At 45.6% G+C, this 26775-nt stretch carries 27 protein-coding genes; 1 reads left to right on the top strand and 26 read right to left on the bottom strand.

Annotated features, from left to right (window positions below; genetic code table 11):
• Positions 1 to 63: 63 nt before the first annotated feature.
• The 9 genes from ureC to urtA form a co-directional block, all read right to left on the bottom strand.
• Positions 64 to 1767 carry an urease subunit alpha gene (ureC, locus tag DUN60_RS01625; protein ID WP_114633023.1) on the bottom strand — a complete coding sequence of 568 codons (1704 nt, stop codon included), beginning with the start codon at positions 1765 to 1767 and terminating at the stop codon, positions 64 to 66.
• A gap of 39 nt (positions 1768 to 1806) precedes the next feature.
• Positions 1807 to 2142, bottom strand: a complete 336-nt coding sequence (locus tag DUN60_RS01620; protein WP_004735120.1) for an urease subunit beta — start codon at positions 2140 to 2142, stop codon at positions 1807 to 1809.
• 11 nt (positions 2143 to 2153) lie between these two features.
• A complete protein-coding gene (gene ureA, locus DUN60_RS01615) occupies positions 2154 to 2456 on the bottom strand; it encodes an urease subunit gamma (RefSeq protein ID WP_004735119.1) in 303 nt (100 codons plus the stop codon).
• 133 nt (positions 2457 to 2589) lie between these two features.
• Entirely contained in the window at positions 2590 to 3537 is a 948-nt protein-coding gene (locus DUN60_RS01610) for an urease accessory protein UreD (protein WP_114633022.1), read from the bottom strand.
• Positions 3534 to 4229 (bottom strand): urea ABC transporter ATP-binding subunit UrtE, encoded by a 696-nt coding sequence (gene urtE / locus DUN60_RS01605; RefSeq protein WP_017079878.1) that lies wholly within the window; start codon positions 4227 to 4229, stop codon positions 3534 to 3536. The genes DUN60_RS01610 and urtE overlap by 4 nt, the downstream gene beginning before the upstream one ends.
• Position 4230: 1 nt before the next feature.
• Positions 4231 to 5073 carry an urea ABC transporter ATP-binding protein UrtD gene (gene urtD, locus DUN60_RS01600; RefSeq protein ID WP_114633021.1) on the bottom strand — a complete coding sequence of 281 codons (843 nt, stop codon included), beginning with the start codon at positions 5071 to 5073 and terminating at the stop codon, positions 4231 to 4233.
• Positions 5070 to 6242, bottom strand: coding sequence for an urea ABC transporter permease subunit UrtC (gene urtC, locus DUN60_RS01595; protein WP_114633020.1), 1173 nt, complete (start codon positions 6240 to 6242; stop codon positions 5070 to 5072). Before urtC ends, urtD begins: the two co-directional genes overlap by 4 nt.
• 10 nt (positions 6243 to 6252) lie before the next feature.
• Positions 6253 to 7881, bottom strand: coding sequence for an urea ABC transporter permease subunit UrtB (gene urtB / locus DUN60_RS01590; protein ID WP_114633019.1), 1629 nt, complete (start codon positions 7879 to 7881; stop codon positions 6253 to 6255).
• Positions 7882 to 8041: 160 nt separating this feature from the next.
• Positions 8042 to 9328, bottom strand: a complete 1287-nt coding sequence (urtA, locus tag DUN60_RS01585; RefSeq protein ID WP_114633018.1) for an urea ABC transporter substrate-binding protein — start codon at positions 9326 to 9328, stop codon at positions 8042 to 8044.
• Positions 9329 to 9480: 152 nt separating this feature from the next.
• On the opposite strand from urtA, the gene DUN60_RS24870 reads away from it, so the two are divergent.
• Positions 9481 to 9615 carry a hypothetical protein gene (locus DUN60_RS24870; protein ID WP_279627915.1) on the top strand — a complete coding sequence of 45 codons (135 nt, stop codon included), beginning with the start codon at positions 9481 to 9483 and terminating at the stop codon, positions 9613 to 9615.
• Positions 9616 to 9622: 7 nt separating this feature from the next.
• On the opposite strand, the gene DUN60_RS01580 is transcribed toward DUN60_RS24870, so the two are convergent.
• From DUN60_RS01580 to iscA, 17 genes are all read right to left on the bottom strand, one after another.
• Positions 9623 to 9850 carry a zinc ribbon domain-containing protein gene (locus tag DUN60_RS01580; RefSeq protein WP_114633017.1) on the bottom strand — a complete coding sequence of 76 codons (228 nt, stop codon included), beginning with the start codon at positions 9848 to 9850 and terminating at the stop codon, positions 9623 to 9625.
• A gap of 36 nt (positions 9851 to 9886) precedes the next feature.
• On the bottom strand, positions 9887 to 10888 hold the full coding sequence (locus DUN60_RS01575) for a sensor domain-containing diguanylate cyclase (RefSeq protein WP_114633016.1): 1002 nt from the start codon (positions 10886 to 10888) through the stop codon (positions 9887 to 9889).
• Between the two features lie 289 nt (positions 10889 to 11177).
• Positions 11178 to 12098: an alanyl-tRNA editing protein gene (locus tag DUN60_RS01570; RefSeq protein ID WP_114633015.1), complete on the bottom strand. Its 921-nt coding sequence runs from the start codon at positions 12096 to 12098 to the stop codon at positions 11178 to 11180.
• 133 nt (positions 12099 to 12231) lie between these two features.
• Positions 12232 to 13713 carry a ribosome biogenesis GTPase Der gene (der, locus tag DUN60_RS01565; RefSeq protein WP_004735108.1) on the bottom strand — a complete coding sequence of 494 codons (1482 nt, stop codon included), beginning with the start codon at positions 13711 to 13713 and terminating at the stop codon, positions 12232 to 12234.
• 158 nt (positions 13714 to 13871) lie between these two features.
• Positions 13872 to 15032, bottom strand: coding sequence for an outer membrane protein assembly factor BamB (gene bamB / locus DUN60_RS01560; RefSeq protein WP_114633014.1), 1161 nt, complete (start codon positions 15030 to 15032; stop codon positions 13872 to 13874).
• A 10-nt stretch (positions 15033 to 15042) separates the two neighbouring features.
• The gene (locus tag DUN60_RS01555) at positions 15043 to 15657 is read right to left on the bottom strand and encodes a YfgM family protein (RefSeq protein ID WP_054548097.1); all 615 of its coding nucleotides are present in this window, start codon (positions 15655 to 15657) and stop codon (positions 15043 to 15045) included.
• A 79-nt stretch (positions 15658 to 15736) separates the two neighbouring features.
• Complete coding sequence (gene hisS / locus DUN60_RS01550) at positions 15737 to 17005, bottom strand: histidine--tRNA ligase (RefSeq protein ID WP_004735105.1); 1269 nt, start codon at positions 17003 to 17005, stop codon at positions 15737 to 15739.
• 70 nt (positions 17006 to 17075) lie between these two features.
• Positions 17076 to 18197: a flavodoxin-dependent (E)-4-hydroxy-3-methylbut-2-enyl-diphosphate synthase gene (gene ispG, locus DUN60_RS01545; protein ID WP_004735104.1), complete on the bottom strand. Its 1122-nt coding sequence runs from the start codon at positions 18195 to 18197 to the stop codon at positions 17076 to 17078.
• 7 nt (positions 18198 to 18204) lie between these two features.
• Entirely contained in the window at positions 18205 to 19140 is a 936-nt protein-coding gene (gene rodZ / locus DUN60_RS01540) for a cytoskeleton protein RodZ (protein WP_108093463.1), read from the bottom strand.
• A gap of 440 nt (positions 19141 to 19580) precedes the next feature.
• Positions 19581 to 20723 carry a dual-specificity RNA methyltransferase RlmN gene (rlmN, locus tag DUN60_RS01535; protein ID WP_004735102.1) on the bottom strand — a complete coding sequence of 381 codons (1143 nt, stop codon included), beginning with the start codon at positions 20721 to 20723 and terminating at the stop codon, positions 19581 to 19583.
• A 474-nt stretch (positions 20724 to 21197) separates the two neighbouring features.
• Positions 21198 to 21632, bottom strand: coding sequence for a nucleoside-diphosphate kinase (gene ndk / locus DUN60_RS01530; protein WP_004735101.1), 435 nt, complete (start codon positions 21630 to 21632; stop codon positions 21198 to 21200).
• Between the two features lie 106 nt (positions 21633 to 21738).
• Positions 21739 to 23034 (bottom strand): aminopeptidase PepB, encoded by a 1296-nt coding sequence (gene pepB, locus DUN60_RS01525; RefSeq protein ID WP_017079868.1) that lies wholly within the window; start codon positions 23032 to 23034, stop codon positions 21739 to 21741.
• A 206-nt stretch (positions 23035 to 23240) separates the two neighbouring features.
• Positions 23241 to 23441, bottom strand: a complete 201-nt coding sequence (gene iscX, locus DUN60_RS01520; protein ID WP_004735099.1) for a Fe-S cluster assembly protein IscX — start codon at positions 23439 to 23441, stop codon at positions 23241 to 23243.
• Positions 23442 to 23533: 92 nt separating this feature from the next.
• Positions 23534 to 23872 (bottom strand): ISC system 2Fe-2S type ferredoxin, encoded by a 339-nt coding sequence (gene fdx / locus DUN60_RS01515; RefSeq protein WP_004735098.1) that lies wholly within the window; start codon positions 23870 to 23872, stop codon positions 23534 to 23536.
• A 20-nt stretch (positions 23873 to 23892) separates the two neighbouring features.
• Positions 23893 to 25743, bottom strand: a complete 1851-nt coding sequence (gene hscA, locus DUN60_RS01510; protein ID WP_114633013.1) for a Fe-S protein assembly chaperone HscA — start codon at positions 25741 to 25743, stop codon at positions 23893 to 23895.
• Positions 25744 to 25765: 22 nt separating this feature from the next.
• On the bottom strand, positions 25766 to 26281 hold the full coding sequence (gene hscB, locus DUN60_RS01505; RefSeq protein WP_114633012.1) for a co-chaperone HscB: 516 nt from the start codon (positions 26279 to 26281) through the stop codon (positions 25766 to 25768).
• A gap of 80 nt (positions 26282 to 26361) precedes the next feature.
• A complete protein-coding gene (gene iscA / locus DUN60_RS01500) occupies positions 26362 to 26685 on the bottom strand; it encodes an iron-sulfur cluster assembly protein IscA (RefSeq protein WP_004735095.1) in 324 nt (107 codons plus the stop codon).
• Between the last annotated feature and the right edge of the window lie 90 nt (positions 26686 to 26775).

Raw genomic sequence — 26775 nt, 5'->3', positions numbered from 1 at the left:
CAGCCAAGAGCTAAAATAGGAGCTTCAGCTAAAGGACTAAAATATGAGCCTTCAGCCGAGCTATTAAAATAGAAAATATCTTTGAGCCATTGGCAGCTCTTCAGCTGGTTCACACGTGAGTAATTCACCATCGGCACGCACTTGGTAAGTCTGAGAGTCGACCTCAATCTTCGGCATCCAATCATTGAGCTTCATGTCGGCTTTGCTGATGTTCCGGCAGTTGCTGACGACGCCAATCAAGCTCTGCAAACCCAATTGCTTATCGATGTTCTGCGCTTTGGCTTCCTTAGAGATAAACAACATCGATGTGTTCTGACACGCCTTGCCATAGCTACCAAACATGGATCGGTAATGAACTGGCTGAGGGGTTGGGATTGAAGCGTTTGGGTCACCCATCGGCGCCATAGCGATCATACCGCCTTTCAAAATCACACTGGGTTTCACACCAAAGAAAGCGGGCTTCCACAACACTAAGTCAGCTAATTTCCCCGCTTCGATAGAACCGATTTCATGAGACATACCATGAGTGATCGCTGGGTTGATGGTGTACTTAGCGACATAACGTCTTAAACGGAAGTTATCGCTGTAGTCTGAATCTTCTTTTAGGCTGCCACGCTGAACTTTCATCTTGTGCGCGGTTTGCCACGTGCGAGTGATCACCTCGCCCACTCGCCCCATGGCTTGAGAATCCGAGGCAATCATCGAGAACGCACCTAAGTCATGAAGAATGTCTTCTGCGGCAATGGTTTCACGACGAATACGCGACTCGGCGAACGCCACATCTTCAGCAATAGACGGGGAAAGATGGTGACATACCATCAACATGTCCAAATGCTCATCGACGGTGTTTATGGTGTAAGGTCGTGTTGGGTTAGTTGAAGAAGGCAGAACGTTCGGCTCACCTGCAGCACGAATAATATCAGGAGCATGACCACCGCCCGCACCTTCGGTGTGATAGGTATGAATCACGCGGTCGCCGATTGCGCCAAGTGTCGATTCAACAAAGCCAGATTCATTCAAGGTATCGGTATGAATCGCAACTTGTACGTCCATCTCGTCAGCAACACTCAAGCAGGTATCGATTGACGCAGGTGTGGTTCCCCAGTCTTCGTGTAACTTCAAACCCACGGCACCTGCCGCTACTTGCTCACGCAGTGCTTCAGGTTGGCTCGCATTACCTTTACCGAGCAAACCAAAGTTCATTGGAAATTGATCGAGTGACTCCAGCATGCGGTGCATGTTCCAAGGCCCCGGTGTGCATGTGGTCGCGTTAGTTCCTGTGTTTGGCCCCGTGCCACCGCCAATCATGGTTGTCACACCCGACGCCAACGCTTCTTCAATCTGTTGCGGGCAAATAAAGTGGATGTGTGAATCAATGCCACCAGCAGTCAGGATTGAACCTTCACCAGCTAAAATCTCCGTGCCCGGGCCGATCACAATATCAACGCCCGGTTGAACATCTGGGTTGCCCGCTTTACCCAATGCCTGAACTCGACCATCTTTGACTGCGACATCGGCTTTTACGATGCCCCAGTAATCCAACACAATCGCATTGGTGATCACCAAATCTGGGGTTTCGGCACTTGGACGCTGGCTTTGCCCTTGTCCATCGCGGATAACTTTACCGCCGCCGAACTTCACTTCGTCACCGTATACCGTGTAATCCTTTTCAACTTCTAGCCATAAATCGGTGTCAGCAAGACGCACTCGGTCACCGACTGTTGGCCCAAACATTTCGGCATAAGCCTGTCTGGATATCGTCGCCATGTTCAATCCTTTGTTATTTTCATTATTCCGTGGGAGCGCTTAGAGCTTGCCCATCACCTTTCCTTGGAAGCCATAGATCTCTAACTTACCGGCGTAACGCACTAACTCGACGCTGCGCGACTGACCCGGCTCAAAGCGGGTTGCAGTACCAGCAGGAATATTGAGTCGAAAACCTTTAGTGGCTTCTCGGTCAAAGATCAGCGAAGGGTTTGCTTCATAGAAGTGGTAATGAGAGCCAATTTGAACAGGACGATCGCCAATGTTTTGAACCTTAACGGACGTTGTGTCGCGGCCTTCATTGAGAGTGATGTCACCGGGAGCGGTTTCGACTTTTCCGGGAACGAATCCTGAGTATTGTTTTGTGGAACCAGCCATATTACTTCTCCCTACACGATAGGTTCATGAACAGTCACCAGCTTGGTGCCATCAGGAAAAGTGGCTTCGACTTGTACATCAGGGATCATGGAAGGGATCCCCTCCATAACGTCATCGACAGTAAGCAGTGTGCGTCCAAAATCCATCAATTCTGAAACGGTTTTACCCTCACGGGCACCTTCGAGAATGGCACTGCTGATCAGTGCAATAGATTCTGGATAGTTGAGTTTTAAGCCTTTTTGTTTGCGCTGCTGTGCCAGCATTCCTGCGCAGAAGATAAGTAGCTTATCTTTTTCTCTTGGTGTTAATTCCATTTAACCGCCCGCTGTTAGTGTTGTTTTCTTATTGCTCAAAAACGCATGAGCAGTAAGTGGGATTCAATCACAGCAAGCTTGAAAAAATGTACCTAGGGTCGGAAGTCACCCTAGGTACAAAAAGGGCTAATCGCTAAGTCGCCCAAATCCTTGGTAAATCAGGAGTCGTACCACATAAATGAGAGCGAGTTGCTTGCCATATCTGACCAAAGGCCTGGAGGATGTCTTCACTCCAATTACCCAAGGCTCGCACCACAATCAATCCTTCTATCTGAGTCGCACCCAATATTAATGTGGGTTCACTCGACGTTTTTGATGTAACTGATTGCTGTGAAGCTTGCTGTGTAATAGATAAGAGCAAGCTCTGTACCAACTCTAAATCTTGCTTCTCATTTGAGGTGATATAAAAGGTTCCCATCATTGAATAATCAAGTAACCCCATATTTATCATTAACTTATCGCCACCGTGAAAATTAAAACCTTCAGTCAGAAGCCTTTGATTATCAAGATAGATTTCTGTTTTCCCAACGAGGTGACCATGCTCGAATCCCTCATTCTGTGCAGGGCGTCCAAAACAGTGCATCTCCCAACCCCAAAATTGTGCACCCTTTTCCAGACGAATTTCAGTGTCTAAACGAACGTGTGCATTGGGGAAAAAGATGTTCTCTTGCGGCATCCATTCCAAGCGTGCATCTTTCTTCACTCGTAGGGTCTGCTTCTGCTTGGCGTACTTGTTGTTTGAGCGATAAAACTTGGTCGCACCGGGTGTGGTGATCAACGCATGTGCACCGCTTTCGATGGTCGCTTCAATATTGAGAGTGTCACCACCTACCACTCCGCCGGGGGGATGAAGTAAGTAGGTGTGACACGTTTCCCCATCAGGATACAAGGGACGTTGCACCGCAAGCGGACCAGACTGCTGACGATTCTTTAATACGGTTTTATCACCACGGTCGACAAAAGTGAGGTTTAAGCTCGCCTGCCAACCGTCTCGGATATCTTGTTCGATGGTCTCATTCAGAGACAACACTCCCGCTAAAGGAGCATTTATTGCTTCACTCGAAGAATATAGAGAGCTCATACGGTTAGGTACTCCTTAATCAGGGACTCATTGAGCCCTTTCATTTCACCTTCTGCTACCTGACGACCGCGGTCGAGAATGCAAAATCGGTCACCGACCTTTCTCGCAAATGGCAGCTTCTGTTCAACCAACAGAACCGTCAGTCCCATCTTCTCGTTGAGCATGCGAATGATGTCGCCAATCTCTTGCACGATATTGGGCTGAATACCTTCGGTCGGTTCATCCAAGATCAACAGTTTTGGATTAACCACCAGAGCACGCCCTATAGCGAGTTGCTGCTGTTGACCACCAGATAAGTCACCACCGCGACGATGCAGCATCTCTTTTAATACTGGGAATATATCGAAGATGAACTCAGGGATCTTACGGTCGCCCTTTTCGCGAATCGGCAAGCCGACTTCTAGGTTTTCTTGAACCGTGAGCATCGGAAAGATCTGACGACCTTGCGGTACATAACCTATTCCCTGGCGAGCGCGCTCTTCCGCATCGGTTTTCAAAAGCGACTCGCCCGATAATGAGATGTCACCGCTTTCGACCTTAACCAACCCCATGATGCATTGCAGCAACGTGGTTTTACCGACGCCATTGCGCCCCATTAGCACCGTGCATTTACCTTCTGGGATCTGCATATCCAAATCCCACAACGTGTGGCTCTCACCGTAATATTGATTAACTGATTTAACCTCTAGCATCCTATTCTCCGAGATAAACTTGTTTAACTTCAGGGTGAGCCTGCACTTGATCCATGGTGCCTTCAGCCAACACATGACCTTGATGAAGCACGGTGACATGGCTTGCGATAGAACGAACGAAATCCATATCGTGTTCAACTACCACAACCGAGTGCTTACCTGCCAGTGAATTGAGTAACTCAGAGGTACGATCCATCTCTTGGTGAGTCATGCCTGCAACGGGTTCATCCACCAGCAATAGCCTAGGGTTTTGCATCAATAACATGCCTATCTCTAACCACTGTTTCTGACCGTGAGACAGGTTACCGGCCAAATTCGCCGCTTCGTCTTTTAAATGAATCAGCTCAAGTACCGAGGTCAGCTTGTCTTTCTGCTCACCAGACATCACAGCAGTGAACGTCGCCCACACGGAGCGATCACCCGCCATGGCTAATTCAAGGTTCTGCCACACAGTTAAACACTCAATCACAGTTGGTTTTTGGAATTTACGCCCAACGCCTGCATTGGCAATTTCGGCTTCGGTCATCTTCAATAAGTTGATGTTCGAACCCAACCACACTTCGCCAGTATCTGGCTTAGTTTTACCTGTGATGATGTCCATCATGGTGGTTTTACCTGCGCCATTAGGGCCAATGATGCAGCGAAGCTCTCCTTCATTGATGTAGAGGTTCAGATCGTTTATCGCTTGGAAACCATCGAAACTTTTGTTGACGCCTTCCACATACAACAGCACGTTATGGCGAGTATCTATGGCGGGATGAATATCAGGTTTAAGGTAATCAAAGACTTGGTCTCGACGAGTGAACGCCTGAACCGATTCCTTTACGCTATTAAATGTGGTCATGCGTTCACCTCCTTGGCTTTGTGCTGATCATCCTTATCTTTATCTTGGTTTTTCCCATTTGATGCCTTACGTAGCTGCTGCCACTTTTCACTGACAAAGCCAATTACACCTTGTGGGAAGTACATGGTTGAGAGTACGAATAGCCCACCCAGCGCAAATAACCACACCTCTGGGAACTCAACCGTAAACCAGCTCTTGGCGTAGTTGATGATCAATGCCCCGACAATGGCGCCAAACAGAGTGGCACGACCGCCTAAGGCAACCCAAACCACAATCTCAATCGAGTTAAGAGGAGCAAATTCTCCCGGGTTAATGATGCCAACTTGAGGGACATATAAAGCCCCGGCAATACCCGCGATAACCGCTGAAAGCACGAAGACCCACAGCTTGATACCATCAACGTCGTAGCCCATAAAGCGAGTGCGTGACTCGGTATCACGAATCGCTAATGCCACACGTCCTAATCGACTGGTCACCACCATGCGACAAGCGATGTAGCTGAGAATAAGCGCAATACCAGTCGCGACAAACAGACCAATTTTGACCGCATCACTCTGTAAACTCAGGCCAATGATGTCTTTGAAGTCTGTCAGTCCATTGTTACCACCAAAGCCCATCTCGTTGCGGAAAAATGCCAACATCAATGCGTAAGTTAACGCCTGAGTCATGATAGAAAGATAAACCCCGGACACACGAGAGCGGAAAGCTAAATAACCAAACAAGTAAGCCAATGCGCCCGGCACCAACACCACCATTAAGCACGCGAACCAGAACTGATCAAAACCCTGCCAGAACCACGGCAACGCAGACCAATCAAGGAACACCATAAAGTCAGGCAGGATTGGATCACCATAAACCCCACGGTCACCAATCTGACGCATCAAGTACATACCCATCGCATAACCACCAAGCGCAAAGAAAGCACCGTGGCCGAGGCTCAATATTCCGAGATAGCCCCACACAAGATCGAGCGCCAACGCCAACATTGCGTAGCTCAGGTATTTGCCCATCAGCGAGATAGTGAAAGTCTCTACATGGAGCGGGTGTCCACTTGGTAACATGGTGTTAGCCAGTGGGATAAGAATGACGGCCGCAAGAATGGCAAGGATGGTCAGTTGGCCACCTTTGTCACCACGCATCGCCGAAAGTACAAATGATTTTGACTGCATGATGTTGTCCTTAACCTTCAGCCGCACGACCACGTTGCGGGAAGAGTCCGCGTGGGCGTTTTTGAATAAATAGAATGATGAAAACCAGTACCAGAATCTTGGCGAGAACCGCTCCAGCCCATGGTTCTAAAATCTTATTGAACAGACCAAGGCTTAAGCCTGCGACTAACGTGCCCCATAGGTTGCCAACACCGCCGAATACCACCACCATGAATGAGTCGATGATGTACGCCTGCCCCATATTTGGACCCACGTTAGTCAGTTGAGAAAGTGCCACACCCGCGACACCCGCAACGCCAGAGCCTAAACCGAAGGTCATCGCATCAACTCGCTCAGAACGAATACCCATCGCACGGGCCATACCACGGTTTTGAGAAACTGCACGAACTTGCAAACCTAGTGGTGTCTTTTTCAAAACCATCAATAGCCCCATAAACACCAAACCACAGAACAAGATGATGTATAAGCGGTTGTAGGTCAGAGACAACATTGGGTTTAATTGAAGTGCGCCAGACATCCATTCGGGCGTACTCACTGAGCGGTTGAGTGGAGAGAAAATAGAGCGAACGGCTTGCTGCAGGATCAAGCTAATACCGAAGGTAGCAAGTAAGGTTTCTAATGGGCGACCGTAAAGATGACGAATCACGCTTCGCTCAATCACAATCCCCACCAAGCCAGACACAATAAACGCAGCGGGAATTGAGAGTATCAGTGCCAAGCCAATATGATTGGGCATCAACAACTGCAATACATAGGTGGTGTAAGCGCCAATCATGATCAGCTCACCATGGGCCATATTAATAACGCCCATCACACCAAAGGTGATCGCTAAACCTATGCCAGCCAACACCAACACTGAACCCAAGCTCAAACCGAAGAATACGGTTTCAACACCAGAATACAGCGCTTGGCTTTGTTGATAATCGTCCATCGCACGTTCTGCTGCTGCTAAGACTTTTGGATCTTGTTCGCTGTTAAGCAGTTGATTTAAGGTTTTGAGTACCACTGAATGTTTGAAGTCGCCAACTCGTTCAATTGAAGCCACACGATCTTCAATGGTGGCACTGTTATTAAGAGAGGTGAAAATGGCTAACGACAAATCCATTAGCTCGGCCACTTTGTCCTCTGATTCATTTGTTCTGAGTTCAGCTAAACGATCGATAATGGCAGAATCTTTGGTTCCTAACAGATCCAGAACCGCTTTATAACGCACCTCTGGGTTACTGCTGTTCAGTCCAATCGAGGCAATTTCCCCACGTAAGATGCCGCGCAGTTTGTTGTTCACGCGCACCTTTTTAAACTGCTTAGCATTCTCGATACTGAGGCTTGATTCATCCCACACCGACTGAGCTGAGGTTGCCGTTTTAATGCTTTGAATCAGGTAGAGCTGTTTGTACTGCTCGCTTTGTTTGTCATTAAAATAATAGAGATTACCGTTTAACCAACCATCCAAAATAGGTTTCGACACGTCTCCCGTCTGTGCCTCAATCACCCAATCGATAGCTAATTCTTTATCCGATGTTTTCTTACCAACTAGCGCCTTGGTAAAGCTAGCTTCATCCGTTATTCCCGCAAAAGCCAACTGAGCACTGACTGCCATGAGCAATAGTGCCTTAAATACGTTTAATACGTTCTTCATCCCTGCTTCCTTAACCAACCAAGTTAGATATTGTTATTTTTACTTGGAGGATGTGTGGATAGTGGTTGTTACCTGAAACTATGAACCTTCCGGTCGCTTCGCCCCTTAAACAGGGGCGTTCTTCCCAAACAGGAAGGCTCAATATTCCTGACTTAACGCTCTAGTTACCGCCAGAACACTTCTTCGTTTCGACGTTAAACGCACCACATGAGAATGGCTTCGACCAGCTAGAGAACAGTTTTGCCGATTCAGGTAAGTAACTCGACCAGGCATCACCCGCCACTAGTCCAGTGGTTTCCCAAACAATGTCGAATTGACCATCGTCTTGGATCTCACCGATCAGGACTGGTTTAGTAATGTGGTGGTTTGGCAGCATGGTTGAGTAGCCACCAGAAAGATTTGGAACAGACACACCAATCAAGGCATCTTGCACAGATTCAGGATCGGTTGTGCCCGCATTAGTGACCGCTTGAGCCCACATGTTGAAGCCAACATAGTGAGCTTCCATTGGGTCATTGGTGACACGCTTTTCACTCTTAATGAACGACTGCCACGTTTCAACAAACTCTTCATTGGCTTCTGTATCAACACTCATGAAGTAGTTCCATGCAGCTAGGTGGCCTACCAGTGGTTCTGTGTCCATACCTGATAGTTCTTCTTCACCAACGGAGAATGCGATAACTGGGATGTCTTCAGATGAAATGCCTTGAGCGCCTAGCTCTTTATAGAAAGGCACGTTCGCATCGCCGTTTACAGTAGAAACCACAGCGGTTTTCTTGCCAGCTTCACCGAACTTTTTGATGTCTGAAACGATAGATTGCCAATCAGAGTGACCAAATGGCGTGTAGTTGATCATGATGTCTTCTTCTGCGACACCTTTATCTTTTAGGTAGGCTTCTAAGATCTTATTGGTTGTACGTGGATAAACGTAATCGGTACCTGCAAGTACCCAGCGCTCGACTTCAAGCTCTTCCATCAAGTAATCCACTGCTGGGATCGCTTGTTGGTTTGGCGCGGCACCGGTGTAGAAAACGTTTTTAGAAGACTCTTCGCCTTCATACTGTACTGGGTAGAAAAGGATGCTGTTGAGTTCTTCAAAAACAGGCAGCATGGATTTACGTGATACCGATGTCCAACCACCGAACACCACGTCCACTTTCTCTTTTTCGATAAGCTCACGTGCTTTTTCTGCAAATAGCGGCCAGTTTGACGCAGGGTCAACAACCACAGGTTCCAACTTCTTGCCAAGCAAACCGCCCCTTTTGTTCTGCTCTTCGATAAGCATTAGCACGGTATCTTTTAGCGTTGTCTCACTGATCGCCATAGTGCCAGAAAGTGAGTGTAGAACACCGACCTTGATGGTCTCATCAGCAGCAAACACTGTTGCAGAAGAAAATGAAAGTGTTGTACACAGTGCAGCTAGCGATAAATTGAACACCTTGTTCATGATATTACTCCATAATTGTATTTTTGTTATTCAATTACAGAGTTACAAGAAGAGTGCCAAACTTAAAAAGCAATCAATAAATTTATAAGCTTTTGTATTAACTAAACTTAATAGCAAGCCACACCAATAAAGTGCATAGCAATCATGTCACTATGTTTCATGCTGGTGCAATGGCGATGAGAATGAACCAAGATGACACATTCCTGTTCATCAGATACAAAAAAGACCCAACACTTTGGTATTGGGTCTTTGATAAAGCATCAACGATAATCGTTCAAACCATGTAGCTTAAGGCTATTCCGCTGGTTGGAATTCGAATTTTACTCTCGACTTAGACTTCAATTCGTTGCAATCGGCATTACAAAAATAGCTCGCCGCACCACAGGCTTGAAGCTTCTCAAGTTGGCTGCTGCACTCAGGGCAAAACCCAACTTTAGTAAAGTGAGCCTGACAACTTTCACAGTGATACTTGCCATCCCAAGTTAGCTCAGACTGGCACTTAGGGCAGATATTTTCACTCATTAGCATTTCCTAATTCACTACTATTTTTACAATCTACTACCGCTGAGACTTGGCTTGCTTGATTTGATACATGTTCTTATCAGCTTGTGCGATCAACTGGTCTAATCCTTGAGGATCTTTCTCACAAGACAGCCCGACACTCACTGAGAACTGCACATCATTGATATAAAGCGCTTGTTGCAGTGCTTTCTCTAAGTCGTGGTAGAAGCTAACAACGCTTTCTTGATCATCAAAGCAAGAAAACACCACAAACTCATCGCCACCGTAACGCCCTATCTTGGCACATGCTGTGGTAGCCTCATCGAGGACTTTTGCAACCGCCAACAGCACATCATCACCAAAACTATGACCATAAGTATCGTTAATCGATTTGAACTTATCGACATCAACAAACAGACACGCCATAACCTTGTCACCAAAACATCGCTTAGCCAACACTTTCTCAGCTTCATTAAACAATGCGCGACGATTCAAGCAATGGGTAAGAGAATCACGATTGGCAAAAAAGTTAAGCTGATTCTCCAGTTCAAACTTTTCTAGTGCGACCGAATATAGGGAGGCCAATAGCTCTAAGATCTCAAGCTCAAATTCATGCGGCTCAGATATGTACTGGCTATAAATGGCGAAGGTACCCAGTACATGACCGTGCGATGAGATGATAGGTACCGACCAACAGGCATGTAAATTGGCTTGATTGGTTAAGGCTAAGAAAGGTGCCCAGTTTGGGTGTGTATTTATATTGGAGACCATCACTGCTTTCTTGAGTGCAGCCGCCTCGCCACAAGAACCAATCCCTGCACCAATCCCAACCCCTTCTATCTGCTGATTGTAAAAATCAGGCAGGTTTGGGGCATATTCAAGGTGTAAAGTCTTTGACTCAGAGTTGAGCAGTAAAATTGAAGCCATGCGCTGCCCAAAAATCTGCTCGGTAAGCTGAATGATCTTATGGTTTAAATCTTTGCGATCCATCCCAAGAGCAAGCTTGCGCAGCAAACTGTTGACGGCTCGATGGCCTTCTAATAAAAATTGTTGTTCCATTCACTAAAGCTTTCAATTGTGTAATAGGGTACAGCTTGTTCTTATGCAAGCTTACTATTGGTTAATAATAACACACTAAATAAGCTGTACACACAATCGAAGATCATAGGTTGATCTTTCGCTTTATCTATTTTGATCAGCGATCTACCCCAAAAAGAATATTTATATCACCACACACCGAAAGCATAAGTTACATGTGCTGCATTTCAATTTTAAATAGTCATTTATATTAAAAGTTACCTATTAAAACAAAAAAAACAGCATAAGCCATTTCGATCTATAGTCTAAATCATCGTATTACATGCGTCAGCATTTCAATATGCTGGTCATCTAACTGGGTTAACTTAACCGATAAAGACTTAAGCTCTGACGTATTCTCGATGTGAGTACCACCACAAGGAATAGACACTAAAGTGTCGCTATCCAACTGCCATTCCCAATAGCGAGAGTCTGTTAATGCCTCACCTTCCAGTCTCATTGCTACTGACGTCGAGTCTGCGAGCCAACCTTTAATCATCTGATTGATGTCGGCTTCGATACCACCAAGATTGGTTAGCATGTCTGCAACGTTCAAACCGCGCTTCTTCAGGGTTTTTCCCAAACGATACTTATCGGTACACAACTCGGGAGTCACAAAGCTAGTCACTTGCGCGTAGCTATTGAAGTCATAACTGCCAAGCGGATCTTTTCTATCTGCATCTTTACGCCAGTAGCTCTCAGCCAATACTTTATTCAAGGCTAGGAAAGCGATGTGGCCAGCGCTGTGACCACGGCTCAAACTAGCTTGATACTCTTTATCAACCGTCAACATGACTTCGTCGTTAACCTTAATCATAGAAGCAGATACAGGTAGCTGGTGGACAACCACAAACGTCCACCCTTCCGTATCACGCTTAACAGGGATATCTGCTGCGATATGAAGCTTGCCAGTAGATTGTTCTATTGCACCAACAAGACAGTCTTCAACGGGATATTGCACGTCACCAACATTAACAAAGCCTTGGTCTGCTGGGTGATCGGGCCAAATATGACTAACAGGGTGGAAAGGTGTCATGTCGGTGATCAGGTAGGTTTTGCTGTCATCGTTTTCAACGTACAACGCCTTTGCATTGATCTGCCAAGCCTGATGGCAGAATTGAGTGATGGTTGGTGTGATAACTATTATTGGTTTCATGGATATCGCTGGTGTCATAGAATCGCTAGTGGTCATATCGTTCTTCTTTTGAAATTGAGTCTAATTCGTTAACCCATCACGATATGGAGATATGAGGTTATGGCTTAACGTGAATTTTGCTTAAAAAAATACCCGAGACAGGCTCGGGTATCAAATCTATTGGAAAGGTTTACTTACGACCTTTAACCATGCTCATCATACGCTTACGTTTACGTTCTTGAGAAATTGTCAGCTTGGTTGTCTTAGCTTCAAATGGGTTCTCGCTGTTCTGGAATTGAATGCGAATAGGTGTACCCATAATCTCTAGTGAACGACGGTAGTAGTTCATCAAGAATCGTTTGTATGAATCTGGCAAGTTACGTACTTGGTTACCGTGGATCACGATAATCGGTGGGTTGTAGCCACCAGCGTGTGCGTATTTCAATTTAACACGACGGCCACGAACCATAGGCGGTTGGTGATCATCAGTCGCCATCTTCATGATACGAGTTAGCACAGAAGTACCAACACGAGTCGTTGCTGACTTGTAAGCTTCTTGAACAGATTCAAACAAGTGACCAACACCTGTACCGTGAAGCGCAGAGATAAAGTGAATACGTGCGAAATCAACGAAACCTAAACGACGGTCTAGTTCTTTCTTAACGCGATCTTTAACATCGCTGTCTAGACCATCCCACTTGTTTACTGCAATAACAATTGAACGACCAGCATTCAACGCAAAGCCTAACAAGCTTAAATCTTGATCAGAGATGTTGTCTCGAGCATCAATAAGCAGCAATACAACGTTAGCATCTTCAATTGCTTTCAGTGTTTTAACCACTGAGAACTTCTCTACTGTTTCGTTGATATTTTTACGACGACGAACACCTGCAGTATCAATCAGAACGTATTCACGCTCATCACGCTGCATTGGAATGTAGATAGAGTCACGAGTTGTGCCTGGCATATCGTAAACAACAACACGTTCTTCACCAAGAATACGGTTAGTTAGTGTTGATTTACCAACGTTAGGACGGCCAATGATCGCTAGCTTAATTGGTTGATCTTGAAGGCGCTTGAATTCTTCTTCCGCTTCTTCTTCAGTGAAATCAACTTGCTCTTCTTCTTCGTCTTCAAACTCAGTTAAATCGCTTACTTCGCCATTCTCTGCTTTTAACGCTTCTGCGAACGGGTTAAGAGCAAGATCAATCAACGCTGTTACGCCACGACCGTGCGCTGCAGCGATTTGGTACATGTCTTCTACACCTAGCTGCCAGAAGTCAGCACTTGCAGCATCAGGGTCGATACCATCAACCTTGTTTACTACTAGCATTGAAGGCTTTTCTAGTTGACGAAGGTGCTTAGCAATAGCCACGTCTGAAGGTGTTAGACCCGCACGGCCATCTACCATAAATAGAACGACATCAGCTTCATCAATCGCCGCTAGCGACTGTTCAGCCATTTTAGTTTCAACACCTTCTTCGGTACCGTCGATACCACCAGTGTCAATAACAATAAAGTCATGCTCGCTAAAATGAGCATGACCGTATTTACGGTCACGCGTTAAGCCAGGGAAATCCGCAACCAATGCATCACGAGTTCGAGTCAATCGGTTAAATAACGTAGATTTACCTACGTTCGGACGCCCTACTAGAGCAACAACAGGTACCATAACAACCTCTACAATTTCTTCTCTAAATGTAGTTATAGGTAAGCACTTGATCGCAAGTTTAAACTCTTACCTATAACCACACGGTTTATTAATTTATAACAACAAAACGGCTCCTAGCTGTTACCAACCAGGAGCCGACTGTGAATTGTATCACGCTTTTATTGGCTAATCGTTAGTTTCTTTACATCGCCATTGCGAGTCGTCACTAAGTAGCCTTCAGGCATTTCAATTGGCGCAACCGCAAAGCCGCTATCATCGACGAACTGTTGAGCAACAAACTCACCCGATGAACGATCTAACCAGTGCAGATAACCTTCTGTATCACCCACAACTACATAACCATTAATAATAGCAGGTGCTGTCAGTAAGCGGTTTTCTAACAATGGAGTGCTCCAAAGTTCAGTACCACTACGCGCATCAACCGCAACCACATGGTCTTTGTCGGTAACAACGAACAAACGGCTACCATCACTCGCTAAGTCAATCGCTGACGAGTAGTTACGCTTCCAAATTGGCTTACCAGAACGAAGATCGATAGCGATTAGCTGACCATTAATACCTACTGTATACAGGGTTCCGCCAAGAACAATCGGTGATGCATCAACATCAACCAAACGATCTATTTCCGTTGCACCTTTTGGTGTGCCTACTGGCTGTTGCCAAATAAGCTGACCACGGTCAACAATTGCGGCTGCTAAACGACCATTTGCCGTTCCCCAGAATACACCGCCAGAAACAGCAACAGGCGAGCTATCGCCACGAAGTGTTAGGCTTGGAACTTCAGTGCTAATCGTCCATTTTTGTTCGCCGCTTTCTTGATCTAACGCGATCAACATACCGCGACTGGTATGAACAATAACCATGTTGCTTTCAGTTGCTGGGGATGCAAGCACCTCACCATTCACTGATACACGCCACAGCTCTTCACCGGTTGATTCATCCATAGCGATCACTTCGCCATTTTCAGAACCAACAAATATTTTGCCGTAAGCCGCCGTTAAACCACCCGATAAACGAGCCAGTACTTCTTTCTCAAGATCGACTTTCCACAGCTCTTTACCTGTTCCAGGGTCAAGCGCTTTAACCATACCTTCACGGCTCGCAACAAACACTTTGTCGTAAGCCAATTCTGGCGTTAGTTTTGAAAAGTAGTGGCCAACACCATCACCAACCGACGTAGACCATTCCTGGCTAGGAGTGAACTCGCTATTTACTGTTGGTACTGGCGCCATGATTACGGTGTCTTCTTCACCCGCACAGCCAGCCAATAGGCCAAGAGCAATCGCACACAACGCCGCTTTTGGAAACATCTTCTTCATTCAAAGCGCCTTATTTAGCTAGGTCGTCAAGTTTGATTTGAAGCGTTTGGCTCGCATCAGCTGCTTGTTGTGCTTCAGAATAAGCACTGTAAGCCGCATCTGTATCGCCTTTACGAAGTGAGATATCACCACGCAGTTCAGCAACACGGCCAGTCCAAGATTCGTCAGTCATCGCTTCAAGATCTGTCAATGCTGCGTCAAATTCACCTTGCTCAGCTTTGATACGTGCCGCACGGTAAGTCAGTAGTGGCGTAAGTGCCGCATCCTTAGTTGCCGATTTTGCCCACTCAAGCTGTTCAAGTGCTGCTGCAAGCTCACCCGCTTGAACTTGTGCTTTTGCTAATTGCATAGCAGCAAGTACAGAGTATTCAGCGTCTTTGTTAGCGTCGATAAAAGCTTGAATATCAGATTGAGCATCAACGCCCTTAGCATCAAGAGCTGAAATTACAGAGGTGTAGCCTTCTGAAGCGACTTCACGTGCTTCAACGACTGAATCTTGGTAATAGCGCCAGCCAAATAGACCGCCTAAACCAATAACTGCACCAAAGATTACGGCTTTACCGTTCTCTTTCCACCAATCTTTAATGGCTTCAACTTGTTGCTCTTCGCTATCGTAAAGTTCCACTTCCTGTCCTCTTTAATTCTTTAAACGCCAGCATAGTGCTGACGTTGATATTCATGATGAGCGTTTGCTCAATGGCTAATTAGATTAGCGCAGCAACTTTCTCTGCAACTTCCGTTTGAGACACGGTTTCTTGCTCGCCGCCAACCAGATCTTTTAGCACAACTGTATTGTCAGCAACTTCGTTCTCACCAAGTACCAGTGCTACAACAGCACCTACTTTGTCAGCACGCTTGAATTGCTTCTTGAAGTTACCACCACCGAAGTGGTTCATTACGCGTACGCCTTCAACGGTATCGCGTAACTGATTCGCTAGTTGCATGCCTGCGATCATAGTACCTTCGCCAGCAGCAACCACGTATACGTCAACGCTACGGCGAACTTCTGTCAGCTCTAGCGTTTCCATCATAAGAACCAGACGCTCTAGACCCATTGCGAAACCAACAGCATTGGTTGCTTTGCCACCTAGTTGCTCAACAAGACCATCGTAACGACCGCCGCCACAAACTGTGCCTTGAGCACCAAGGCTATCAGTGATCCACTCAAATACGGTGCGGTTGTAGTAATCTAGGCCACGTACTAGACGCTCATTAACTTGGTATTCGATACCAACAGCGTCAAGAAGTTCACACAAACCAGCAAAATGTTGCTTCGATTCTTCACCTAAATATTCAGATAGTCGAGGTGCGTCACCTAAGATAGCTTGAACATCCGGGTTCTTAGTATCAAGTACACGTAGAGGGTTAGTGTGCATGCGACGTTTGCAGTCTTCATCTAACACATCAATGTGTTGCTCAAGGAAAGCCACTAACGCTGTACGATAGCTTACTCGATCTTCTTGAGAACCGATTGAGTTCAGCTCGAGGCGAACGTGCTTATCGATGCCTAGTTCACGCCATAGACGTGCTGTCATCATGATAAGTTCTGCGTCAACGTCTGGACCGTCTAGGCCAAACACTTCAACACCACATTGGTGGAATTGACGGTAACGACCTTTTTGAGGACGCTCGTGACGGAACATTGGACCCATGTACCATAGGCGCTGCTCATCACGGTTGATAAGGCTGTTTTGAATACATGAACGTACACAACCTGCTGTGCCTTCTGGACGCAGCGTTAGGCTATCACCATTACGGTCATCAAAGGTGTACATCTCTTTAGAAACAACGTCAGTTTCTTCACCAACCGCACGGCTAAATAGGTTCGTTTCTTCAACGATAGGCATACGTACTTCGTTGTAACCGTATGCACTCACCACACTTTTAACTGCGCTTTCTACTTTCTGCCACAGTGGTGATTGAGTTGGAAGGCAGTCGTTCATGCCTCGAATTGCTTGGATATTTTTAGCCACAGTATTTATTCCGTAATTTCTCACGACCTGGTGTTAGTGCGAATAGACAATCACACCCCATCGCGTTGTATTAATCTTCTAAGTTTTCTACATCAATGCGATTTGCTTTATCAAGCACTGACGCTTTTGCACGAATCTTAGCTTCAAGTTTGTCGACAAGATCATCGTTGTCGAAGCGCTCTTTCTGGCGCTTACCGTCTTCGTAGAAGGCACTCTTACGAGCACTACCCGCAAGGCCTAAGTGAGACACTTCAGCTTCACCAGGGCCGTTAACCACACAACCGATGATAGAGACATCCATTGGAGTCACTATGTCTTCTAAGCGTTCTTCAAGGGCGTTAACGGTGTTGATAACATCGAATTCTTGGCGAGAACAGCTCGGACACGCAATGAAGTTGATACCACGTGAGCGAATGCGCAAAGATTTAAGAATATCAAAGCCCACTTTGATCTCTTCGATTGGATCGGCTGCTAGCGAGATACGCAGCGTATCGCCGATACCTTCAGACAATAACATGCCCAAACCTACAGCCGATTTCACAGAACCCGCACGTGCTCCACCCGCTTCAGTAATACCTAGGTGAAGTGGTTGATCAATCTGCTTAGCAAGCAAACGGTAAGAACCGACGGCTAGGAATACATCAGAAGCCTTCACGCTGACTTTGAATTGATCAAAGTTCAGACGGTCTAGGATATCGACGTGACGCATTGCAGATTCAACCAGCGCTTCTGCTGTAGGCTCTGTGTATTTCTCTTGGATCTCTTTTTCAAGAGAACCGCCGTTAACACCAATACGAATCGGGATATTCATATCACGAGCACAATCCACAACAGAGCGAATGCGGCTTTCGTTACCGATGTTACCTGGGTTGATACGCAGACAGTCAACCCCATACTCTGCCACTTTAAGAGCGATACGGTAGTCGAAGTGAATGTCAGCAACCAAAGGAACAGAGACCTGCTGCTTGATTAGCTTAAAGGCTTCAGCGGCCTCCATAGTCGGTACAGATACGCGAACGATATCTGCCCCCACTTTTTCCAAAGCTCGAATTTGAGCGACGGTCGCGGCGACATCTGTTGTTCTTGTGTTGGTCATGGATTGCACAGCAATTGGTGCACCATCACCGATCGGCACATCACCCACATAAATACGGGTTGATTTGCGACGAATAATAGGAGATTCGTGTTGCATATTAACTCTAAGGTAAGGTTATTCTAGCTACTTTGCCTGAAGTATACCCAGAAAGGTCGACAGGTTCACTTGCAAATGTCATCGATACGCCTTCAGGCGCACCCAGAATCACTTTATATGGTGCAGTTCCAGAAAGATTTAATGTCTGGCCTGCTTTTTTAATGCCAGTAGATAACGTTTTGCCCGAAGCATCTTTCACTTGGATCCAACAATCAGCAGAGAACTGCATCACTAGCTCGTTAACCACAGCTTCAGGCGCTACAGTCTCTGGTTCCGCAGTAACCGAAGCAACGTCTGCTGCTTCTGGTGCTTCTTCAATGACTTCAACAGGGTCAAAAGTTACTGAATCTTCAGCTGAACTCACTTCAGTAAGTTCATCAGAATTTTCAGTAACAGGAGATGTTTCTGTGTTTTGCTCTGCTTCAATCACTTCTAATGAAGTCAGCTCAGGATCAAGCGACTCTTCTACCACTAGCTCTTCCGAGCTTTCAGTATTGGCTAAAGATTGAGATAAGGTGTCTTGCTGTTGGTTCTGCCACCACCAAAGTGAGGATATACCCACAATCACAGCAAAGATGCTCCAAGTAAGGAGCATAATACGGCTGTTGTGCTTCTCGGTTTTAGTCTTACGAGAGAAGCTCAACATTTCTTGTTCTTGATGTTGGGCATCACCAGAATGATGAAGCGCGTTCAACACGACTTTTTCATCAAGATTGACGTATTTCGCGTATGAACGAATGTAACCACGCATAAAGGTGGCAACCTGATCTGACTCGAATTGGTTTTCTTCAATTTGCTGGATAAGCGTAACGCGTAGCTTCAAGCGATCAGAGATCTGCTTTTGTGTTAAACCAAGAGATTCTCGTTTATTTTTGAGCAGCGTTCCCGCTTCAATTGCTGGAGCGACAGTTTCTTGCGTTTGTGTTTCTTGTTCTGTGTTCATAGAGAGTGAACTTCTAAAGTATTATTGCAGGTTGATGAGAGCATTTTTTATTTTCGTTTAAGCTCAATCTTACAACCTACTATGTGGAATTTTTCCTGTCACCCGGTTCATCAACCCTTAAAGTAGAAAACCACACACTGTTGGTGAGCGACTTTCTCAGGAAGCTAGTTTATCAAGTAGCCAACCTAAATAGACACATTGACGATTATCGGGTAACAAGCGAGCACTTAAATTAATTTAAGATTATTTAATCATAAGCTAATGCCATTACAAGGCAAAAACACTTTCGACAAAATTTACCGTCAGCTCATGGTTTTGTCCAAAATTTAACGAAAAATGTAAGAAAGCGTGGGGAAAAAATCCAATTTTTGGAAATTCACCTTCCAGAAAAGCAACAAGCCAGAAGGAATCCTTCTGGCTTGTTTAGATCTAAATGGTATTTAAACCGCTTTTACTTGAATCACATCACCTGCGATTAAGTTAGCTTCAGAGGCGGCTTTCAGCATTTTAGTACGCTTGGTTCTATCAATGACATCACCAACCAACTGACCACATGCGGCATCAATATCATCGCCACGTGTTTTACGAACCGTTACTGTGTAGTTGTATTCCATCAGCGTTTTTTGGAAGCGATCAATACGAGAGTTACTTGGCTTCTTGTAAGGCGAACCCGGATAAGGGTTGAATGGAATCAAGTTGATCTTACAAGGCGTCTCTTTCATTAGCTCAGCAAGTTCACGAGCGTGGTCCATATCATCATTCACATGATCCAATAGAACGTACTCAACCGTTACTTTACCGCGGTTAGCATTTGAAGAAGCAATGTAACGACGAACCGATGCTAGGAAATCTTGGATATCCCAACGGTCGTTGATTGGCATGATTTGGCTACGTAGTGCATCGTTTGGTGCGTGTAGAGAAATCGCCAGAGCTACATCGATGTTGTCTGTCATCTGATCAAGACCAGAAACAACACCAGATGTTGATACTGTCACACGACGCTTAGACAGTGAGAATCCTAGATCATCAAGCATCAGCTCTAATGATGGAATTAGGTTCTTCATGTTAAGCAGAGGCTCACCCATACCCATCATTACGACGTTAGTAATTGGACGACGACCCGTATCTTTCTCTAAACCGATTTCACGTGCAGCACGCCAGATTTGACCAACGATCTCTGAAACTTTCAGGTTACGGTTGAAGCCTTGTTGAGCCGTAGAGCAGAATTTACATTCTAGTGCACAACCAACCTGTGAAGATACACATAGCGTCGCACGGTCACCATCTGGGATGTATACCGTTTCAACGTCTTGGTCACCAACGCTCATAGCCCATTTAATGGTGCCATCTGCAGAGTGCTGAGCTTCAGAAACGATAGGTGCAACAATCTCACAGCGATGCAGCAGTTTCTCACGTAATTTTTTGTTGATGTTGTTCATTTGTTCGAAGTCATCGACACCGAAGTGATAAATCCACTTCATCACTTGCTCTGCTCGAAACGCTTTCTCATTCAGTTCTTCTGTGAAAAATTTACGAAGACCTTTACGATCAAAATCGAGTAGATTGACTTTAGCTGTGGTCATGATGCCTCTCAATGACGGAACAATAATTAAGGGCGCGAATTGTACAGGCTTTACGCAACTTCAACAAGCGCTGTAAAACCCTGTGTTTATTAAGACATTCAAAGTTAAGCGATTAAAATTTGAACAACTGTCTTGTTCGGTCTGAGAATACCTAAATTAAAGACAAGATTCCCGATTACGCTCCTCCGTTGCTCTCGGGAATGACGTAAATAATCTCCACAAGCTAACCAATACTTACCACAAGATTGTGGCCCCCGCCATTCATCGCTATTAGGTCATGAACTCCTCAAAGCCCGTCATTCCAGAACGGAGGAACGAGGTATCTGGAATCTCCAACAACTAACAGAGATTCCCGATTACACTACTACGTCGCTCTCGGGAATGACGACTAAATAGATTATCGAGAATGCAAAGTCCACATACGAAAAAGGCTTCACCGAAGTGAAGCCTTTATTGATACTTGCTGTTGTCTGCTTATTCAGCTGGACGCGGGCAAATTTCAGATTCTGGGAAGAAGAATTCGATTTCGCGAGCTGCAGACTCAGGGCTGTCACTGCCGTGTACTGAGTTGTAACGCATGCTGATTGCGTAGTCAGCACGGATAGTGCCGCATGCCGCTTCTTCTGGGTTAGTTTTACCCATTAGTTCACGGTAACGAGCAATCGCGTTTTCGCCTTCAAGTACTTGAACCATGATAGGACCAGAAGTCATGAACTCTTTAAGTGGTCCAAAGAACTCTTTACCTTCATGTTCTGCGTAGAAGCCACTTGCTTGCGCTTCAGTAAGAGAAACCATTTTAGCGGCAATAATCTGTAGGCCTGCTTTTTCAATGCGGTGGTAGATTTCACCAACAAGGTTACGCTTAACTGCATCCGGCTTAACAATTGAGAACGTTCTTTCTAGAGCCATAGGGATTCCTTCACTTCTTTTTTTTGTTATTAAATACTGAAATTACTAAGATCATTCGATCTGAGTTTATGAATAAGCGGTATCGAAATACCGCTCACTCTTATTATTATTTTGCTTGGTCGATAAGAAGACGAGCCAGTGTACGAACACCCATACCAGTCGCGCCTGCAGCCCACTTATCACTTGATGACTTACGGTAAGTACCCGCGCAGTCCATGTGGATCCAACCTTTTTTGTAATCATCGACAAAGTAAGAAAGGAACGCAGCAGCGGTACTTGCACCCGGAGTGTAATCACCAGAGCTGATGTTTGAAAGATCAGCAAAGTTTGAAGGCAACATGCCACGGTGGAAATCAGCAAGAGGCAATGGCCATAGACCTTCTTTCTCTTGGTTTGCCGCCGTTAGTGCTTGGTGAGATAACTCATCATCGAAGCTCAATAGTGCGTGATAATCATTACCCAGTGCGTTTTTAGCCGCGCCGGTAAGCGTTGCACAGTCGATGATCAACTCAGGGTTTTGTGCACTTGCGTACATCAAACCATCAGCAAGAACCAAGCGACCTTCCGCATCAGTATTCATGATCTCGACAGTCTTACCATTTTTGTAAGTAATGATGTCGCCAAGCTTCAATGCACGACCAGAGATCATGTTCTCTGCACAACATAGGATAAGCTTGATACGCTTGTTCAGGCCGCGTTCAATCGCTAGACCTAGACCACCCGTAATAGTTGCTGCGCCACCCATGTCAGCCTTCATTGCTGTCATGAATTGACCAGGCTTGATGCTGTAACCGCCTGAGTCGAAAGTGATACCTTTACCAACCAGACAAGCAAATACAGGTGCGTCTTCGTCGCCGGTAGGGTTGAAGTCCAGTTGAAGCATTGCAGAAGTACGCTCAGAGCCGCGGCCTACCGCGTAGATGCCTTCCCAACCTTCGGTTAGTAGGTCTTTGTCTTTAACGATTTTCGCTTTAACTGTGCCCGCAGGAGCCACTGACTTGATGTATTCCGCAGCCATCGTCGCTAATTGACGAGGTGCCACTTCTTCAGCGGTTTTGTTGATAATGTCACGAGTCCAATCAGTAGAGCGAATGCGAGCTTCTAGCTCAGCTTGGTCGGTTTCTGAAAGTGCATCCCATTCCAATGCATTCTTTTTCTTTGGTCCACGGTAGCCTTGGTAGAAAGCCCAAACGCTTTCTAAATCCCACCCTTCACCGCTAAGTGAAACCAATGCGATACCTTGTCCGTCAAGCGTACGACCAGCACGTTGAACCGCCCCTAAATCGTGGCCTTCACCAATGTGAATTGTCGCTCCCGCTTCAGAAAACGATAAAATAGCTCTTGCTCCCCACTGAGGCTGGGCAGCTTCTTGACTTAAAAATACTGACATCTGTGTAGACATGATTTCTCCTTGTCATGAACCACCTTGAGTGTGTGGTTCTGATTATTTTTTATTAGCGGACTGATGTTAGCATTATGTAGGAGAAAAATGTCATTTTGATAAAAAAACGGACCATAAGGTCCGCTTTTTTTAGTAAGAATTGTTAACTTGGCTGTGTTTTATATTGGATAAATTCCAACCAACGGCCAAATTATAGAACAAGAGGGCTAGTCCATCTCATCCATCCAGCACAAAATAATGGCCTCTAGAATTTTCTCATTCGAGTGATTCGGCTCATCATCAAAATCTTCAAGATCTAACACCCATTGATGCAAGTCCGTAAAACGCACCGTTTTAGGATCGGTATCTGGGTATAAATCACATAGTTCAATCGCAATATCTCGCGAATCAATCCATTTCAAGCTCATAACACTTCCTTATATTTATCAGCGACGATTTGTCATCTTCATGATTTATATTCTATGCCAGTTTTACTAACAGTTTTAGCCGAGCTGAGTTCTTAGTGCTCTTCAGAAGCTAGGTTCAATGTGTACTTTGGAATCTCAACAACAAGGTCAGTATCCGCCACTTTAGCTTGGCAACCAAGACGAGATTCCATTTCCAGACCCCATGCTTTATCAAGCATGTCGTCTTCTAGGTCATCACTTTCTTCTAATGAGTCGAAACCTTCACGAATCACAACGTGACATGTAGTACATGCACACGACTTTTCACATGCGTGTTCAATACCAATACCGGCCTTCAGTGCAACATCAAGAACCGTCTCACCAGTTTTTGCTTCTAAAACAGCGCCTTCTGGACATAGATCTTCGTGAGGTAAAACAATAATCTTTGGCATGTTTATCTATTCTCTAACTATTAAATATTATCGACTGACTGACCTGACAGTGCAGCTCGAATTGATTTATCCATACGACGAGAAGCAAAGTCTTGGCTCGCTTTGTCGGTATTCTTAATTTCTAGTTCAATGGCATCGGCATTGTCGCCATTACGCACTTCGATCAGTGCTTCAATCGCTTGAACAAGTTGTTGTTTTCCTTGTTCATCAAGCAGCTCGTCACCATCGGCTTGCATTGCAGCAATAAGGCCTTCGATAACACGATCCGCTTCTACGCGTTGCTCAGCCAGAGCGCGCGCTTGCATGTCTTCTTTTGCAAACGTCATCGAATCTTTCAGCATGCTAGCCACTTCGTTGTCACTTAGACCGTAAGAAGGCTTAACTTGGATTTCAGCTTGAACGCCAGTGCTCTTCTCCATCGCGGTAACCGATAGCAGGCCATCAGCATCCACTTGGTAAGTGACACGAATATGCGCAGCACCTGCTGTCATTGGCGGAATGCCTTTCAGAGCAAATCGAGCTAGTGAACGACAGTCGTCGACCATTTCACGCTCGCCTTGCACGGTGTGCACTGTCATTGCAGTTTGACCGTCTTTGAACGTGGTAAATTCTTGTGCGCGAGCAACAGGGATCGTGGTGTTACGAGGGATAATCTTTTCGACCAAGCCACCCATAGTTTCGATACCTAAGGAAAGTGGGATAACATCTAGAAGTAGCATCTCAGAGTCAGGCTTGTTGCCAACTAAGATATCCGCTTGAATCGACGCACCAATCGCAACCACTTCATCAGGGTTAATGCTGGTTAATGGAGTACGACCAAAGAAGCCACCCACCATTTCACGGACAAGTAAGGTACGAGTTGAACCACCAACCATAACCACTTCCAGAACTTCGTCCGCGTCAACTTCAGCATCTTTCAGTGCGCGACGGCACGAAAGTAGCGTTTTCTTAACTAGTGGCTTGATGAGCTCTTCAAACTCTTCACGAGTTAATGAACCAGACCAACCTAGTACGTCAACATCAACACTTTCAGCTTCAGATAAGCTAATCTTCGCTTCTGTTGCTGCGTCTAGAAGAATACGGTTCTGTTCTGCCGTTAGCTCTGATAAGCCCATTTGCGCTTGGAAATGTTCTGCAATCAAATGGTCAAAATCGTCGCCGCCTAATGCAGAGTCACCACCGGTTGCTAGAACTTCAAAGACACCTTTAGATAGGCGTAGGATAGAGATATCAAACGTACCACCACCCAAGTCATAAACGGCAATCACGCCTTCTTTACCTGAATCCAGACCGTAAGCAATCGCAGCGGCAGTAGGTTCATTAAGAAGGCGTAACACGTAAAGACCAGCAAGTTGCGCCGCGTCTTTCGTACCTGCACGCTGTGCATCATCAAAGTACGCAGGAACGGTAATCACTGCACCAGATAGCTCGCCACCTAGTGTTGACTCAGCACGTTGACCTAGCGCTCGCAGAATGTCTGCTGATACTTGAATTGGGTTCTTGTTGCCTTGCTTTGTGCGAATCACAGGCAAACCATTATCACTTTCTTCAAACTGATATGGCAGAGACGGGTATCGCTGTTGAATATCTGACAGTGAACGACCGATTAATCGCTTAACTGAGATAATGGTATTTTTAGGATCAGTCTGTGCATTTGCACGCGCTTCATCACCAGTCGTATAAGATTCCGATTGGTAGTGAACAACTGAAGGTAAAATGCTTCGACCTTGTTGATCAACGAGTGTACTCGCCTCGCCACTGCGTACTGCAGCAACCAACGAGTTTGTTGTACCTAAATCAATACCCACAGCAAGCTTATGCTGGTGAGGAGCGGCGCTTTGCCCTGGTTCTGCAATCTGAAGTAGTGCCATGGAGGTGTCCTTGTTATACAAACTAGCCGATCAAACGATCTTCAACTAATTCGATTTCATTCTTTAATTTTGCAATAAACTTAAGCTTTCTTACTCGGTCTGCAGCTTCAAGCCAAGCTTCGCTTTCGAGTTCTTGTTGGATAGCGCTTAATTGTTGTTCATACATTTTGCTAACCTTGCCTTCAAATGCAAATAGCGCATCTTCGGGATCAGAACTGTCTGCGATGTCTTCTAGCTCTTCACGCAATTCCATCTGCTCCATCAGGAACATCGGATCTTGCATGGTCTGTTGTTCGCCACGAATGTCTTCGCCGTGTTGAACCAGCAGGTATTCTGCTCGGCTAATTGGATTCTTCAATACCTGGTACGCATCATTGATTTGTGCCGCTTTTTGCACGGCTAATAAGCGATCTCGCTCAGAAGCTATCGCAAATTTATCAGGATGGAATTGGCGTTGCAGATCTCTAAACTGAGAAGAAAGAAGGCTACCATCCAGTTGAAACTGAAGTGGTAGCCCAAATAATTCGAAATGATTCATGTAAAGGTGGTCCTAAGTTTAGGCTCTTTGTTCAGAGCCTAATTTTATTCTTCGCTTACAACGCTTAACGATTCAAGCGTTTAAACATTGAAGCTCTCACCACAACCACATTCGCCTTTCGCGTTCGGGTTGTTGAATTCAAAACCTTCGTTTAGGCCTTCTTTTACATAATCAAGCTCAGTACCATCTAGGTATACTAGGCTCTTTGGATCAATGATGACCTTAACACCTGAATGCTCAAACACTTCGTCTTCTTCGTTAAGCTCGTCAACGAATTCCAGTACATACGCCATACCCGAACAGCCAGTAGTTTTTACTGCTAAGCGTAATCCGAGACCTTTACCACGGTTATCTAGGAAAGCTTGAACTCGGCTTGCTGCCGTATCTGTCATGGTGATGGCCATACTACAACCTTGTGTTTTATATAAATTGAGAACTCAGGTGGGAGCACAAAGGGTGCTCCCAAATATTACTTATTTTTTCGACGTGATTAC

Source organism: Vibrio splendidus, assembly GCF_003345295.1.
Lineage (GTDB): Bacteria > Pseudomonadota > Gammaproteobacteria > Enterobacterales > Vibrionaceae > Vibrio > Vibrio splendidus_K.
The sequence above is the reverse complement of the archived record's forward strand: the minus strand, read 5'-3'. Positions and strand labels throughout refer to the sequence as shown.

Bases quoted from the DNA above. Each gene is read 5' to 3' on its own strand.
- ureC (WP_114633023.1), bottom strand. From the start codon at position 1,767: ATGGCGACGATATCCAGACAGGCTTATGCCGAAATGTTTGGGCCAACA.
- DUN60_RS01620 (WP_004735120.1), bottom strand. From the start codon at position 2,142: ATGGCTGGTTCCACAAAACAATACTCAGGATTCGTTCCCGGAAAAGTC.
- ureA (WP_004735119.1), bottom strand. From the start codon at position 2,456: ATGGAATTAACACCAAGAGAAAAAGATAAGCTACTTATCTTCTGCGCA.
- DUN60_RS01610 (WP_114633022.1), bottom strand. From the start codon at position 3,537: ATGAGCTCTCTATATTCTTCGAGTGAAGCAATAAATGCTCCTTTAGCG.
- urtE (WP_017079878.1), bottom strand. From the start codon at position 4,229: ATGCTAGAGGTTAAATCAGTTAATCAATATTACGGTGAGAGCCACACG.
- urtD (WP_114633021.1), bottom strand. From the start codon at position 5,073: ATGACCACATTTAATAGCGTAAAGGAATCGGTTCAGGCGTTCACTCGT.
- urtC (WP_114633020.1), bottom strand. From the start codon at position 6,242: ATGCAGTCAAAATCATTTGTACTTTCGGCGATGCGTGGTGACAAAGGT.
- urtB (WP_114633019.1), bottom strand. From the start codon at position 7,881: ATGAAGAACGTATTAAACGTATTTAAGGCACTATTGCTCATGGCAGTC.
- urtA (WP_114633018.1), bottom strand. From the start codon at position 9,328: ATGAACAAGGTGTTCAATTTATCGCTAGCTGCACTGTGTACAACACTT.
- DUN60_RS24870 (WP_279627915.1), top strand. From the start codon at position 9,481: ATGTTTCATGCTGGTGCAATGGCGATGAGAATGAACCAAGATGACACA.
- DUN60_RS01580 (WP_114633017.1), bottom strand. From the start codon at position 9,850: ATGAGTGAAAATATCTGCCCTAAGTGCCAGTCTGAGCTAACTTGGGAT.
- DUN60_RS01575 (WP_114633016.1), bottom strand. From the start codon at position 10,888: ATGGAACAACAATTTTTATTAGAAGGCCATCGAGCCGTCAACAGTTTG.
- DUN60_RS01570 (WP_114633015.1), bottom strand. From the start codon at position 12,098: ATGACCACTAGCGATTCTATGACACCAGCGATATCCATGAAACCAATA.
- der (WP_004735108.1), bottom strand. From the start codon at position 13,713: ATGGTACCTGTTGTTGCTCTAGTAGGGCGTCCGAACGTAGGTAAATCT.
- bamB (WP_114633014.1), bottom strand. From the start codon at position 15,032: ATGAAGAAGATGTTTCCAAAAGCGGCGTTGTGTGCGATTGCTCTTGGC.
- ispG (WP_004735104.1), bottom strand. From the start codon at position 18,197: ATGCAACACGAATCTCCTATTATTCGTCGCAAATCAACCCGTATTTAT.
- rodZ (WP_108093463.1), bottom strand. From the start codon at position 19,140: ATGAACACAGAACAAGAAACACAAACGCAAGAAACTGTCGCTCCAGCA.
- rlmN (WP_004735102.1), bottom strand. From the start codon at position 20,723: ATGACCACAGCTAAAGTCAATCTACTCGATTTTGATCGTAAAGGTCTT.
- ndk (WP_004735101.1), bottom strand. From the start codon at position 21,632: ATGGCTCTAGAAAGAACGTTCTCAATTGTTAAGCCGGATGCAGTTAAG.
- pepB (WP_017079868.1), bottom strand. From the start codon at position 23,034: ATGTCTACACAGATGTCAGTATTTTTAAGTCAAGAAGCTGCCCAGCCT.
- iscX (WP_004735099.1), bottom strand. From the start codon at position 23,441: ATGAGCTTGAAATGGATTGATTCGCGAGATATTGCGATTGAACTATGT.
- fdx (WP_004735098.1), bottom strand. From the start codon at position 23,872: ATGCCAAAGATTATTGTTTTACCTCACGAAGATCTATGTCCAGAAGGC.
- hscA (WP_114633013.1), bottom strand. From the start codon at position 25,743: ATGGCACTACTTCAGATTGCAGAACCAGGGCAAAGCGCCGCTCCTCAC.
- hscB (WP_114633012.1), bottom strand. From the start codon at position 26,281: ATGAATCATTTCGAATTATTTGGGCTACCACTTCAGTTTCAACTGGAT.
- iscA (WP_004735095.1), bottom strand. From the start codon at position 26,685: ATGGCCATCACCATGACAGATACGGCAGCAAGCCGAGTTCAAGCTTTC.